Below are 12406 nucleotides of genomic sequence, written 5' to 3' on the forward strand. Positions count from 1 at the left end.
AGAAGGGCACATACCCTCATCAAATTAGGCAAATTTGCATCCTCAAAAAACAGCCCACCAACGCAGGTGGGCTGTTTATACAAATATGCAATTAGCTCATAACCGGATACGCTCTAAATATCGCAGTTCCCCGCCATGCAGGCCAGTTCCTGTGCGGCCGTTGTCAAATCTTCTTCCTCATAACGGTAAATCTTGGAAAAATCAATGTCCGGGAACTTGTCGGCTAGCTGCTCGTACTCCTCAGCATCAATTTCAATATAGGGCATCTGGTCATACTGGGCGTCGAAGGCGGGCAGGAAGGCCATACCACCGATTTTGTCCTGATGCTCCCAAATCCAGCGGATGATGTCCAGCACCTCATGGTCGCGATAGGTGATCGTCACGCTGGGGTTGTGCTCTGTGTAATGCGTTTTGTTTTGCAGCCAATATTCACATTGCGTCAGTGCCGAGCGATCGTTGCGGGTGATGGCTGCTTCTGGCGCTTTGACCGGAAAATGGACGACCCAGGTTGTGGCGTTGTCGCGGGTTTGGCCGTTTTCTGGGTCCATAGGTGCACCGGCATCTTGCAGCACCTTAAAGACGGGGCTGTGCGAACCAACGCGCACGTTGCGGATGTAGTACGGTGCCCAGCGAGCGTGCAGCCCGGAGGAGGAGTTGACCAACTGTGAAGAGTTGCCCGATGGCTTAACGCAGGTCACAGAGGCAGATTGGTTAATGCCCAACGTAGCCGCGTACTCTTTGTTTGTTTCCACGGCAATGCGCTGTAATTTTTCCTGGATTTCCGGGTCTTGGGCAGCCGGGCTATCCATCTGGCCGTTCAGGTCTACGCCCAGCAGCCGCTCTTCGATGCTGTTTTGCTGCCACTGTGGCCGTAAACCGGGGAAGTGAATGGCCATCGACTGAATGGTGCCGATGATGGTGGCCAGTTCCACCTTTTCCTTGAGCGTTTCGTAGGTGTCGTCGGCGCGGGCGATGGTGCTGGTGAGGTTGCAGAATTGATACGGCCGTAAATAAATCTCACCGCAAGGATTGGTGCCGAACTCAGCCGCTCTGCGGCGGGCTGGGCTGTTCTCGATGGCTGCTTTCCGGTTGAAGATGCCCGGTTCGCCCCGCTCCGATTCCACCATGTCCAGCACGAAGCGCGTAATCTCTGCTTGGGTCAGTTCACGCGAGGGCCAGACAGCCGAATTATTGGCGTTCCACCGCTGGCTGTTGGCGCGCCAGAAGTCGCCATCTTTGCAGTGGCGCATTTCCAGATCGTCATAATCAAACAGGGAGATCATCGCAGTACGGCGCACACCGCCAGAAACGGCCGCGTCTCCTACGGCACACATAATATCGTGCGCATCGAGCGGCCGTAAAAAGCCACCCTGCCGCGACAAAATGCGGGAACGGGCAAAGTCCAGCATCTGGCGCAGCGGCTCCGGCCCGGAAGCACGGCCCCCCTTCACCCGCAGTGGTGAACCGATGGGGCGCACCAGCGAATAATCAAACTTTACATCTTCGCCCTTGAACCAGGCATTTAGGCCAATGCGAACCGCTTCTGCCCACCCTTCTGACGAGTCCGCCACCACATGCGTAGCGGCTGGATTGCCACTTTGGCGGGCGATACGCGGGAACTGTTCCACGTATTGCCGCTCTACTGAGAAGCCCACGCCGCAGCCGCTCATCGAAATAATAAGTGCTTCCACGAAGGAGTCGATGCTGTCTACGGGCATGTAGGAACAGTTATAGATGGCAATGTTGTTACGACGGGCGGCAGGGCCAGCCATCGCCAGCAGGCGCATGGAGGGCATCACCTTCATTTGCAAAATACCCTGGCGAATGCGCTCATACGTTTCGGCGGGCAGGCGGTATTCGGATAGCTCTTTCAGGTACTCGGTGGCGCGGTTCACGGTTTCAACCCAAGTCTCGCGGCGGCCGAGATCGTAATTGAAGCGGGAATATTTATCGTAGAACTGGAACTTTTGCAGTTGGGTGGGGAAGTAGGGGTCTGATTCAGCAAACGCATCGCGCACTTCTGGCGGCACGGGCCGCTTGGTACGCATTTTGGCATGTTCGGCACGGTACAAAATGTAATGCTTAGCGGCTTCATATTCGCCAGCCGCTTGCAGCACCATCTCTACAATGTCCTGCACGCCTTCCACGGTGGGCAGGTCATATTTGGCCGCAACGACGTTGACAACGCGATGGGTAATCTCTTTGACGGGGGTTTTAGGCTCTACGTCCAGGCTGGCATAGCAGCGTTCCAGAGCATTTTCAATACGATCCATCTCAAAGGGAACGATACGGCCGTCTCGCTTTACAATACTTTTTGGTACCGCCACCTTAAAATAAATGCTGTCCTCATTGAGGCGTGTGCCGTTGCCATTTTTACCATTACTGCCATTGGTGCCGTTTGGTTCAACCAAAATTTTTTCTTGCGTTTGTTGCTGTTCAGACATCGAGATTCCATCTCCTTGTTGTGGATTTTGTGTAAAAACCAAAAAGTTTCGCGAAACAGAAAAGGCTAGTTTTTGGTTTTCACCGAGTAAATCTCACATTGTCAACCAGGTTTATTTCAGGATATTTTGTGAGATTTACATACATACCAATATTGTGTTTTTCAATGCGTGGGTTTGGGAATTGGTTTAAATTTTTGGGCAAACGGCCGTTTTTGGCACTGCAAACGGCCGTTACCGGGATTCAAGCAATCGGTCAATCTCCTTGCGAATTGACTCCAAGTCATCAAAGCCTAAGTAAACTGTCGCGTAGCGAATGTACGCTACCTCATCTAAATCCTTGAGCTTTTTGATGACCAGATCGCCAGCCATTTTGCTTGGGACTTCTGCTTTCCCCAACTGTTGTAGCTCCGCTTCTACTTCGCCCGCGATGCGCTCAATGTCGGTTGCTGCCACGGGCCGCTTGGCGCAGGCTACCTTGATGCCCGCCATCAGCTTTTCCCGCGAGAATTCTTCACGGGTGCCGTCTTGCTTCACAAGCATGGGGGTTGCCAAAATGGGGCGTTCGTAGGAGCTAAACCGCTGTTTGCACTTATCGCACACACGCCGCCGCCGCGTGCCGCCACGTTGATCGTGGCTGGTGTCGATGACGCGCGTTTTATGATTGTTGCAGTATGGACATTTCACGTAGAAAGTCTCCTGATGGGCCAAAAACCAGATATGGGAGTGTACCAGTTATTCGCTGCTTTGCCGCCATATATGGGGGTTTTGACTGCGAATCCCCCTACATTTGGTACACTGCGAGGCATTATAGCATACGGCCGTTTCCCTAGCAAGCTATTTTGCAACCGATAAACCTTAAAAAATTAAACGGCCGTTGTGCTGCTGGTGAACGGCCGTTTACGTGGTTTTAGAACATCTGTGTGACTCAAAAAAGCCCGCCAAAGCATACACGCTTTGGCGGGCCAACTCAATAAGAGGGGTATGGTTTGCTTACTCTTTCTTCTTACGCAGAAAGGCCGGAATGTCCAGATTATTTGCCTGGAAGGACGGCCGTTCCACACGTTCCTCTCGCACAGGTTGCCCAGTAGGACGGCTCACAGGTTGACGCACAGGTTCCCGCTGCGGCAGACGATTTTCAGTGCGAGACATCTGCCGCATCATGGGCGCGCCATGTTCAAAACCCGTGGCAATTACCGTAATGCGAATTTCGTCGCCCATTGCTTCATCAACGACGGCACCGAAAATCAAATTCACATCCGGGTGGGCTGTTTCTTTGATGATTGCCGCCGCATGGTTAATTTCGTATAGACTCAAATCGTTGCCGCCCGTTACGTTGAACAAAATGCCTCGCGCCCCAGCAATCGTCACGTCTAGCAGCTTGCTGGCGAGTGCTTCTTCAGCCGCGATGCGGGCGCGATCTTCGCCAGACCCCTTGCCCACAGCCATAAGCGCCGCGCCACCCATCGACATCACCGTTTGCACATCGGCAAAGTCCAGATTGATAAGGCCGGGTACGGTGATCAGCTCGCTAATGCCCTGAATGCCCTGCCGCAGCACGTCATCGGCCAATTTGAAGGAATCCATAAGCGACAAGCGGCGATCGGCCGTTTCCAACAAGCGATCATTCGGAATCACGATCAGCGTATCCACATGCTCTTTAAGCTGCTCAATGCCCGTTTCGGCCGCCCGCATCCGCTGGGAACCTTCAAAGCTAAACGGCTTTGTGACCACGCCAATGGTCAATGCGCCCTGCTCACGCGCCACTTTGGCCACAATGGGGCTGGCCCCAGTGCCAGTGCCGCCACCCATGCAGGCCGTTACAAATACCATGTCAGACCCTTGCAGCAACTCATGCAGCTCTTCCACCGACTCCTCGGCGGATTTCGTGCCAACCTCTGGTTTGCCGCCAGAGCCGAGCCCACGCGTGGTGCGCTCACCGATGGCTACGCGCTGCCGCGCCTGGCTGGCCATAAGGGCCTGCTGGTCGGTGTTGATGGCGATGAAATCCACCCCGGCAATGTTCTCGGCAATCATGCGGTTGACGGCATTGCTACCACCACCGCCCACGCCCACCACGCGGATCAGGGCATTTCCTTCTGTTTCTGGCATTCTTTGAATTTTTGCAGTTTGTTGATTCATGTTTGTTACCCCTCTTGGCCAGTAATCAGTATTCGGTAAATCAGTAATCAGTTAGTTGCTCTGTTACTGATTGCCGATTACTGAAAACTGAATACCGATTATCTATCCTGGCAAAAGTGCCTTCAAAATTGATCCCATCTTGCTCCCCCATTCCCGGTTGTGGGTGCGGGGCTGGTAAATCTGGTTGTCGCTCATGGCCCAATGCAGCAGGCCAACGCTGGTGGCGTAGGCAGATGAATGGAGCTTGTCTACCATGCCCACCAGATTTTGCGGCTGGGCCACGCGCGCAGGCACGTTCAAGACCCTTTCAGCCACTTCGGTGATGCCGCGAAGCTGTGCGCTGCCACCGGTTAGCACAATGCCAGCGGGCAGCAGGCCATCGTAGCCTGAGCGTTGCACATCTTCCAAAATGTGCTGGAAAATCTCTTCAACGCGAGCCTCAATAACGTGTGCCAAATCCTGCCGCCCAACCTGAATCTTTTCGCCACCAAAAGGCTCCACTGTGAAAACGGTATTGGGGTCGATCTTGTCGGGGCGGCAGTCGCCGAACTGAATTTTGACCTGCTCGGCCACTTCGTAAGGGGCGCGCAGGCCAATGGCAATGTCGTTGCTGATGTGGTAGCCGCCGATGGGGAAGACTTTGGTATGCCACACCTTGCCCTGCATGTAGAGGGCGATGTCCGTCGTGCCGCCGCCAATGTCGGCTACGATGACGCCCATTTCCCGCTCGTTGGGGTCCAGCACTGCTTCACCGGAAGCTAGGGCGTTGAGGACATATTCGCTGGCGTTGATGCCGATATTCCCAGCGCAGCTTGTGAGGTTTTGCAGGGCAGGGCGGGCAGCGGTCACAATGTGGGTCTCTACCTCCAGGCGGAAGCCGTGCATCCCGATGGGGTTGCGCACGCCGTCATGCTCGTCGATGGTGTAGCTGCGCGGGATGAGGTGGACGATTTGCCGATTGGGCGGCACGGGAATGGCCTGGGCCACATCTAGAGCGCGCTCGATATCACTGACAGCAACACCGTTATCGTTACGGCCGATGGCCACGATGCCTTTGTTGTTGGTGGAGCTAATATGCTCCCCGGCCATGCTCACAATCGCCTGGGAAAGGTCGTAGCCGGAGGTTTGCTCGGCTTGCTCTACCGCTTGGGCCAACGCCAGCGACGCTTCGCTAACGTCGATGACCATGCCTTTGCGCATCCCCCGTGCTGATGCCAGCCCCAGGCCGATGATTTGGAGACGGCCGTCTCGCACTTCACCCACTAAGGCACACACCTTGGTCGTGCCAATGTCCAATCCAAAAATGATTTCTGCCATGTTCCAATACCCTCTTTTTCAGTGGTCAGTATTCAGTTTGTCAGTGATCAGTCCGATTACTGAATACTGTTTACTGCTTACTGGAAATTCTCGTGCGACCTTAAATCTCCAATGTAATTACTGCGCCAGGAAGTACGGTTTTTCCTGGTTACTTACGCTGACGTACTGGGGTGTTAGCCCTTGTGCCAGCAGTTCATCTACAATGGTTTCATAGACGACCAATTTTTGTGTCATGTCTGTGCCGCTGCCGAAGTAGACCCTCCAGCCACGGCCGTCTTGGTAAGAAAGCCCATTGCCAGGTCTGTAATAGAGGCGGTCGATATTGGGCCGCAGCTCCTTAAGCAGGAGTGCTCCGGCTAGCACGTCGTGCGGCACAAAGCGCATGTTGGCACTGACGGTCTCAGGCACGGCCGTTTCTTCACCAGTCGCGGGTGTGGGGGCAGCCGGAATCTCAACTTCGGACTGAATCATCAGCAAGCCCAATGATTCAGTGCGTGCGGGAATGAGACGGCCGTTGCGCGTGACCCAAAATTGATTGCTGCCTTCCACCCAAATGGCGATGGGTGAATCCTCTGTGACGTTAATTTGCACCTGATTGGGCCAGTTGAGCGTTACCGATGCTGAAATGATCCCCGGAGTGTTGTCCATAATTTGCTGCGCCGCTGCGCCCGGATCGGCGGCAAAGACGTGTGAGCCAGCCAAATTGCTTGCCTGCACCACCTCGGTGGCAGGCACGGAAACTACGCCCTCCACCGGGATTGAAGTCAAATAAAAGTTCTCGTCCAGGCCAATGAGTGTGAGTGCATAAATAGAAAGTGCCAGTAGCCCCAGGCTAATCCAGCGAGCCGAGAGCAAAATCTGCCGCAGGGTGGCTAGTGGCACCCGCGACCGTACCCGGTTGCGACGACGGCGGCGACGCGCTCTTTTTGGTACGCGCAAACGCGGCAGCGGCATGGCGGAATCCATGCGTCGCATTTTGGGCTGTTTGCGTAAGCGTTTTGGCTGTTTTGCTCGTCGTTTCATAATTGCTCAATTACTGAATTACCCAGTTACTCAATTACATTCGCGTAATCATGAAATTGGGTAATTATTCCAAACTCTTTTTTAGTGATTCTTTCTCTTCGTGTCGTTCAATGGCTAGCGCGATCAGCTTGTCTAGCAGTTGGCTGTAAGGTAGGCCGGTTGCTTCCCACAGCTTGGGATACATGGAGATTTGGGTGAAGCCGGGTATGGTGTTGATTTCATTTAGGTAGAAACGGCCGTTATCCACGTCCAGCAACAAATCCACCCGACCCAAACCCGCACAATCGATCGCCTTATAGGCTTGGACGGCCAAACGGCGCACTTCGTCACTTTGCGCCTCAGTTAAATCGGCCGGGATGATTAGCTCAGAATCGTCGCTGACGTATTTGGCAACGTAATCATAAAATTCACGACGAGGGCGTACCTCGCCTACCACGCTAGCAATCGGTTCCGCGTTGCCCAACACTGAGACTTCCAGCTCGCGCACGTTCACGCCCTGCTCAACCACAATGCGGCGGTCGTAGCTGGCGGCTTCGTCCAGCCCAGCTTGCAGCTCTTCCCGGCTGGCACATTTACTAATGCCCACACTAGAGCCTAAGTTGGCGGGCTTGGTAAACAGTGGGTAGGTCAGAATTGCTTCAATCTGTTCAATGATTTTGTACGGCCGTTGCCGCCAATCATGGCTCTGCACTAGCAGCCAGGGCAGTACGGGTAACCCACTGGCGGTCATTACTTGTTTGAAGATTGCTTTGTCCATGCCCACGGCCGACCCAACAACGCCAGCACCCACGTAGGGCAGATTAGCCAGCTCCAGCAAGCCCTGAACAGTGCCATCTTCCCCATACGGTCCGTGCAGCACTGGGAAAATGACATCGAGTTGAGAAACGGCCGCTTCGACCACGCTCAGCGCGGGCGTAATCCCCACGCTTTCACCCTCATCTAGCTGCATCAGCCCCGTTGCTTTTGGGTCTGGCAGTAGGGTAGCGGGGTGGCTGCTGGCCTTGCCTTCCGTGAGCATGCCGATGACGTCGCCCGTGAGCCAACGACCGTTTTTATCAATGCCAATTGGAATCACGTCATATTTGTCCAGGTTCAAGGCACGCATCACCGACTGCGCCGAATTGAGCGACACCTCATGCTCGCCTGACCGACCGCCGAAAATGATACCAACTCGTAACTTGTCCTTACCGTTCTTAGTCATAAAAAAATAATCAATTGTGAATAGTGAATTGAGAATTGTGAAGTGGCTATTAACCATTCACAATGAATTGTTCACTATTCACTATTTCTCACTCAAACTCCCAATCACCAACCAGTTCCACTTCCAGTTCCAGTTCTACGCCAAACTGCTCGCGGACACTGTTCCACGCTTCGGCGATGAGGCTGCGAATATCCTCCGCCGTGGCAGTGCCATCATTGGCAAAGAAATTGGCGTGTTTTTCAGAAATATGTGCCCCGCCAACGCTAAATCCTTTGAGTCCAGCGGCCTCGATTAAATAACCGGCGTAATAATTTTCCGGGTTCTTGAACATCGAGCCGACGGTGGCACCACCGGGTTGAGTCTGTTTGCGATGGGCCGTAAAGCCATCGGCGCGGGCGATGAGCACGTCTACTGGCTCTGGCGTTAGTTCCAGTTCAGCACTCAGCACCACACGGCGCGACAAATCGCGCCCTTGCTCTTGCTTGAGGATGCTGTCGCGGTAGCCATAGCTCATCTCGTTATTGCTGTAGATGCGCTGGCCGCGACCTGGTTCCCAAATAACGGCCGCACGCAAGTTGCTATCCATATCGGAGCCGTGTGCGCCGGAATTGCCCACGACAGCGCCGCCTACCGTACCCGGCACGCCAATGGCCCACTCCAGACCGCCCAGCCCCTTGCCAATGCACTGCCGTGCCAGCGAAGAGAGGTTCATGCCAGATTCCACTGTGCAAATAACGCTGGCCCCGGTGTGGCGGAACTGGATTGCCTTGGCCTTGTTCATAATCACCAGGCCACCAATGCCATAATCAGAGACAAGTATGTTGGAACCTCCGCCAAGCAGAGTGTAGGGAATGCGCTTTTGGTAGGCGATGGAGACGGCCGTTTCCAATTCCGCAGCCGACTGAACCACCAAAAAGAGCTGCGCTGGCCCACCCACGCGGGCCGACGTGTACCGCGCCAGCGGTTCATCCAGCTTCAAGCGGTCGCCAAAGGCTGCCTGCAACTCTTGAATGGCCGATACTCGAATTGAGGTTCTCACGTTCATACATCACTCCACAGTTGAATGCCTGCTAAAATTTGCTGGGCTACTTGGTTGCCGTCGCCTGCACCCAGTGTCAAAACCACATCATGCGGCCGTACCCGGTCTAAAATATGTTTGGCCACGTCGTCCAGGTCGGGAATGTGGACGGCATCGGGATGGTTCATGGTTTCTAGCACAACGGCCGTATCCAATCCCAACGAATCTGTTTCCCGACTTTTATAAATATCCAGTGCTACTACCTTGTCGGCTTCGGTAAAGCAGGTGCCAAATTTGTTTAACAGCAGCTTGGTGCGGCTGAAAGTGTGCGGCTGCCACACCGCCCACAGCCGCCGCCCAGGGTAACGTTGCCGCGCTGCCTTGAGCGTCACCTCAATTTCGGTGGGGTGGTGGGCGTAATCATCAATGATGGTCACGTTGCCCACCTCGCCAATCAGCTCAAAGCGGCGGTTGACCCCGCTAAAGCTGCCCAGCGCGGCGCGAATGACGTTGAAATCAATGCCCAGATCAGTGGCGACGATGATGGCCGCCAGGGCGTTGAGCACGTTGTGCTCACCCGGTAAGCGCAGCCTAGCCAGACCAATCATCTGCCCCTCGGTTTCAACCAAAAAGTCGGTGCCGCCCAGCTGGTTGGGGCGCAAATCCAGTGCCAGATAGTCCGCTTTGGGCTGTTCGCCGTCAGCCACGCCAAGCGCATAGGTAGTGGTTTGCACGTCTGATAGATTTAGATTTTGCAGTAGGACGGCCGTTTCTGCATCTGTCGCGCAGGTTACCAGATGTCCTCCTCCTGGCAGCAGTTGGGCAAATTGAGCGAAGGCATCACGATAGGCTTCCTCGCTGGGGAAGATGTCTGGGTGATCATGCTCAATGTTGGTAATGATGCCCACCTCTGGCTTGAGGCCGAGGAACATACGATCATACTCATCGGCTTCCACCACAAAGTAATCACCTTCCCCGAAACGGCCGTTGCCATCCAGCGAGGGCAAAATGCCCCCCACAATTACCGTCGGGTCCAACTCTGCTTCCATCAGGATGTGAGCGATCATGCCGGTGGTGGTTGTTTTACCGTGCGTCCCGGCGATGGCAATGCCAATCCGGTCGGCCATCAGGTTGCCAATAAAGTCGGAGCGCTTCATCACTGGGATGTCGATGGCACGGGCGGCCTGGACTTCCGGGTTATCTTCGGGAATGGCGGAGGAGATGACCAGCAGGTCTGCCCCGGCAATGTTTTCAGCGGCGTGGTTCTGGTAGATGGTGGCACCTTCATTGGCTAAAGCGGCCGTACTCTCATTTGCCTGCATGTCAGAGCCAGAAACAGTAAATCCCCGTCCCAGCAACACCTTGGCAATCGCCGAGATACCCGACCCGCCAATGCCGATCAGGTGAATGTGCATATTTGGCTGCAGTGTAAACTGTTCTTCGCTCATCTTTAAAAATAACTCTTGAGTCACAACACAATTCTCTACCCTCTCCCTAGCCCTCCCCCAGCGAGGGAGGGAACACGCCTCCCCTCCCGCCGGGAGGGGATTGAAGGGAGGGAATTAAATCATCACAATAATCACAAATAAAAAGACAATCACTACCAAAAATGGCAGGTACGGTTCCAACAGTGGTAGCGGTAGCCGCCCCATCAACGCACCTAACTCACCAGCCACATCTGGACGGGTCAAAACCGTAAAATCGAATGGATATGGCTCGCCAGGCGGGAGCTGTAGCCATTCGCCCGCGGCCTGAATGCGATACTCTAAAAATGACCAGAGTGAACCGATAATCAGATAGCCATTCAAAGCACCGACGATCAGTCCCAGTAGCTTGTCCTGGAATGTATCGCGTACCCGCAGTCGCTCGCCAAAGCGAGACCCGGCAAAAGCTGGCCCCTGGTAGCTAAAAAAGGCGATGAGTAGGTGCAAGATTGCCAAATAGTAAAATCGCTGCCGATCTGGCGGGATGGTGCTGCCTGTTGGTACAAATCCCAGAAAAAGATTGCCAAACTGGTTGATGGCAAACAAAGACAAAATGAGACCAGAGGTGGCAATCACTTCCCGCGTCCAGCCACGCAAAGAGCCTATGATGGCAAAAAATAAAATCATTAACCAAAAAAGTGAGCCTAAACTCAGCATCTTCTCACTCCTTCCCGCTCGTTTTAGCCACTGATTCGATGAGAGCTGCCAAGTTTTCTGCCCCGTTGGGCACGTCTAGGTCACGGGCTGCCTGGCGCATTTGGGCTAATTTGTTTGGGTCTGCCAACAATGATTGGATGGTTGGCAGGAGTTTTTCGTTTAAAGTTTCATCGGTTAGCTGTACGGCCGTACCCCTCTCGCACAAATAATCTGCATTCACCTTTTGGTACCGCCACGCCCAGGCCAGCGGTACCAAAATGGACGGCAGACCAAAGGCTGTGCTTTCACCTAACATACTGGCTCCGGCGCGGGCTACTACCAGGTCAGCAGCATGGAAGGCGTGCCCCATCTTGTCATGAAGATAGGGATACGGCCGATAAAATTCACGCAATGCTTTGGGCAGTTTCTTAGCGTTGGTGTCCACTTCATCCCAGGTGAAGGTGCCGCTAATGTGAATGATCTGCACCGCTTGCAGCAGTTCTGGCAAAATTTTCATCAAGGCGCGATTGATCGCCCGCGCCCCACGGCTGCCGCCAAAGACCATCAGGGTGGGGCGGCCAGGCTGCAAATCGAAGCTGGCCAGTGCATCTTCCAGGCTTATGTTGGCAGCAGCGCGCAATTCTGGGCGCACGGGGTAGCCGGTAACAACCAGTTTGTCAGCCGGAACAAATTGAGCGGAACCGTCCGTGGTGGCTCCAACTTTTTCCGCATAGCGTAGCGAGAACTGGATCGATTGCCCTGGTTCTACATCGGGCAAATAAATAGTGATGGGCACGCCCAGCCAGCGACAGGCCAGGGTAAACGGAAAGGCCATGTAGCCTCCAGTCATGAACATGACATCGGGGCGGAAGCGGCGCACAATTTGGCGTGCCTTGCTCACGCTGAGCAGGAGCTTGCTGCCGTTAACCAGCTTGCGGTGCAGCGGCACGCCAGCTATCGCCCCACCCACGATGGTTTCCAGCTTGATGCCTGCTCTGGGGACTAACGTCTGTTCCATTTCACCTTTTGTGCCCACCCAGAGAATGTTTTCTGTGGGTAAGCCTCTGTTGCGTAGTGCGGTGGCTGCTGCCAGGGCGGGGTAAATGCCGCCGCCAGTGCCGCCAGCGCAGATAAGTACGCGCAT

10 protein-coding genes are annotated in these 12406 nt (G+C 54.5%); all 10 read right to left on the reverse strand.

Annotated features, from left to right (window positions below; genetic code table 11):
* Positions 1–113: 113 nt before the first annotated feature.
* Positions 114–2444, reverse strand: a complete 2331-nt coding sequence (locus tag ACOQPU_RS21310; protein ID WP_420641852.1) for an ATP cone domain-containing protein — start codon at positions 2442–2444, stop codon at positions 114–116.
* 231 nt (positions 2445–2675) lie between these two features.
* Positions 2676–3128 carry a transcriptional regulator NrdR gene (gene nrdR, locus ACOQPU_RS21315; protein ID WP_420641853.1) on the reverse strand — a complete coding sequence of 151 codons (453 nt, stop codon included), beginning with the start codon at positions 3126–3128 and terminating at the stop codon, positions 2676–2678.
* Positions 3129–3434: 306 nt separating this feature from the next.
* The gene (gene ftsZ, locus ACOQPU_RS21320; RefSeq protein WP_420641854.1) at positions 3435–4583 is read right to left on the reverse strand and encodes a cell division protein FtsZ; all 1149 of its coding nucleotides are present in this window, start codon (positions 4581–4583) and stop codon (positions 3435–3437) included.
* A gap of 102 nt (positions 4584–4685) precedes the next feature.
* Positions 4686–5900 carry a cell division protein FtsA gene (gene ftsA, locus ACOQPU_RS21325; RefSeq protein WP_420641855.1) on the reverse strand — a complete coding sequence of 405 codons (1215 nt, stop codon included), beginning with the start codon at positions 5898–5900 and terminating at the stop codon, positions 4686–4688.
* A gap of 117 nt (positions 5901–6017) precedes the next feature.
* The gene (locus ACOQPU_RS21330) at positions 6018–6923 is read right to left on the reverse strand and encodes a cell division protein FtsQ/DivIB (protein ID WP_420641856.1); all 906 of its coding nucleotides are present in this window, start codon (positions 6921–6923) and stop codon (positions 6018–6020) included.
* Positions 6924–6987: 64 nt separating this feature from the next.
* A complete protein-coding gene (locus ACOQPU_RS21335; RefSeq protein ID WP_420641857.1) occupies positions 6988–8124 on the reverse strand; it encodes a D-alanine--D-alanine ligase family protein in 1137 nt (378 codons plus the stop codon).
* Between the two features lie 88 nt (positions 8125–8212).
* A complete protein-coding gene (murB, locus tag ACOQPU_RS21340) occupies positions 8213–9169 on the reverse strand; it encodes a UDP-N-acetylmuramate dehydrogenase (RefSeq protein ID WP_420641858.1) in 957 nt (318 codons plus the stop codon).
* Entirely contained in the window at positions 9166–10590 is a 1425-nt protein-coding gene (gene murC, locus ACOQPU_RS21345; RefSeq protein ID WP_420641859.1) for a UDP-N-acetylmuramate--L-alanine ligase, read from the reverse strand. The genes murB and murC overlap by 4 nt, the downstream gene beginning before the upstream one ends.
* Positions 10591–10704: 114 nt before the next feature.
* The gene (locus tag ACOQPU_RS21350; RefSeq protein ID WP_420641860.1) at positions 10705–11283 is read right to left on the reverse strand and encodes a CvpA family protein; all 579 of its coding nucleotides are present in this window, start codon (positions 11281–11283) and stop codon (positions 10705–10707) included.
* A 4-nt stretch (positions 11284–11287) separates the two neighbouring features.
* Entirely contained in the window at positions 11288–12406 is a 1119-nt protein-coding gene (locus ACOQPU_RS21355) for a UDP-N-acetylglucosamine--N-acetylmuramyl-(pentapeptide) pyrophosphoryl-undecaprenol N-acetylglucosamine transferase (protein WP_420641861.1), read from the reverse strand.

The sequence above is a fragment of the Candidatus Leptofilum sp. genome, assembly GCF_965223285.1.
Lineage (GTDB): Bacteria > Chloroflexota > Anaerolineae > Promineifilales > Promineifilaceae > Leptofilum.

What these genes read in the sequence shown, in the direction of transcription:
- ACOQPU_RS21310 (WP_420641852.1), bottom strand. Translation starts at nt 2,444, where the DNA reads ATGTCTGAACAGCAACAAACGCAAGAAAAAATTTTGGTTGAACCAAAC.
- ACOQPU_RS21355 (WP_420641861.1), bottom strand. Translation starts at nt 12,406, where the DNA reads ATGCGCGTACTTATCTGCGCTGGCGGCACTGGCGGCGGCATTTACCCC.
- ftsZ (WP_420641854.1), bottom strand. Translation starts at nt 4,583, where the DNA reads ATGAATCAACAAACTGCAAAAATTCAAAGAATGCCAGAAACAGAAGGA.
- ftsA (WP_420641855.1), bottom strand. Translation starts at nt 5,900, where the DNA reads ATGGCAGAAATCATTTTTGGATTGGACATTGGCACGACCAAGGTGTGT.
- murC (WP_420641859.1), bottom strand. Translation starts at nt 10,590, where the DNA reads ATGAGCGAAGAACAGTTTACACTGCAGCCAAATATGCACATTCACCTG.
- murB (WP_420641858.1), bottom strand. Translation starts at nt 9,169, where the DNA reads ATGAACGTGAGAACCTCAATTCGAGTATCGGCCATTCAAGAGTTGCAG.
- ACOQPU_RS21350 (WP_420641860.1), bottom strand. Translation starts at nt 11,283, where the DNA reads ATGCTGAGTTTAGGCTCACTTTTTTGGTTAATGATTTTATTTTTTGCC.
- ACOQPU_RS21335 (WP_420641857.1), bottom strand. Translation starts at nt 8,124, where the DNA reads ATGACTAAGAACGGTAAGGACAAGTTACGAGTTGGTATCATTTTCGGC.
- ACOQPU_RS21330 (WP_420641856.1), bottom strand. Translation starts at nt 6,923, where the DNA reads ATGAAACGACGAGCAAAACAGCCAAAACGCTTACGCAAACAGCCCAAA.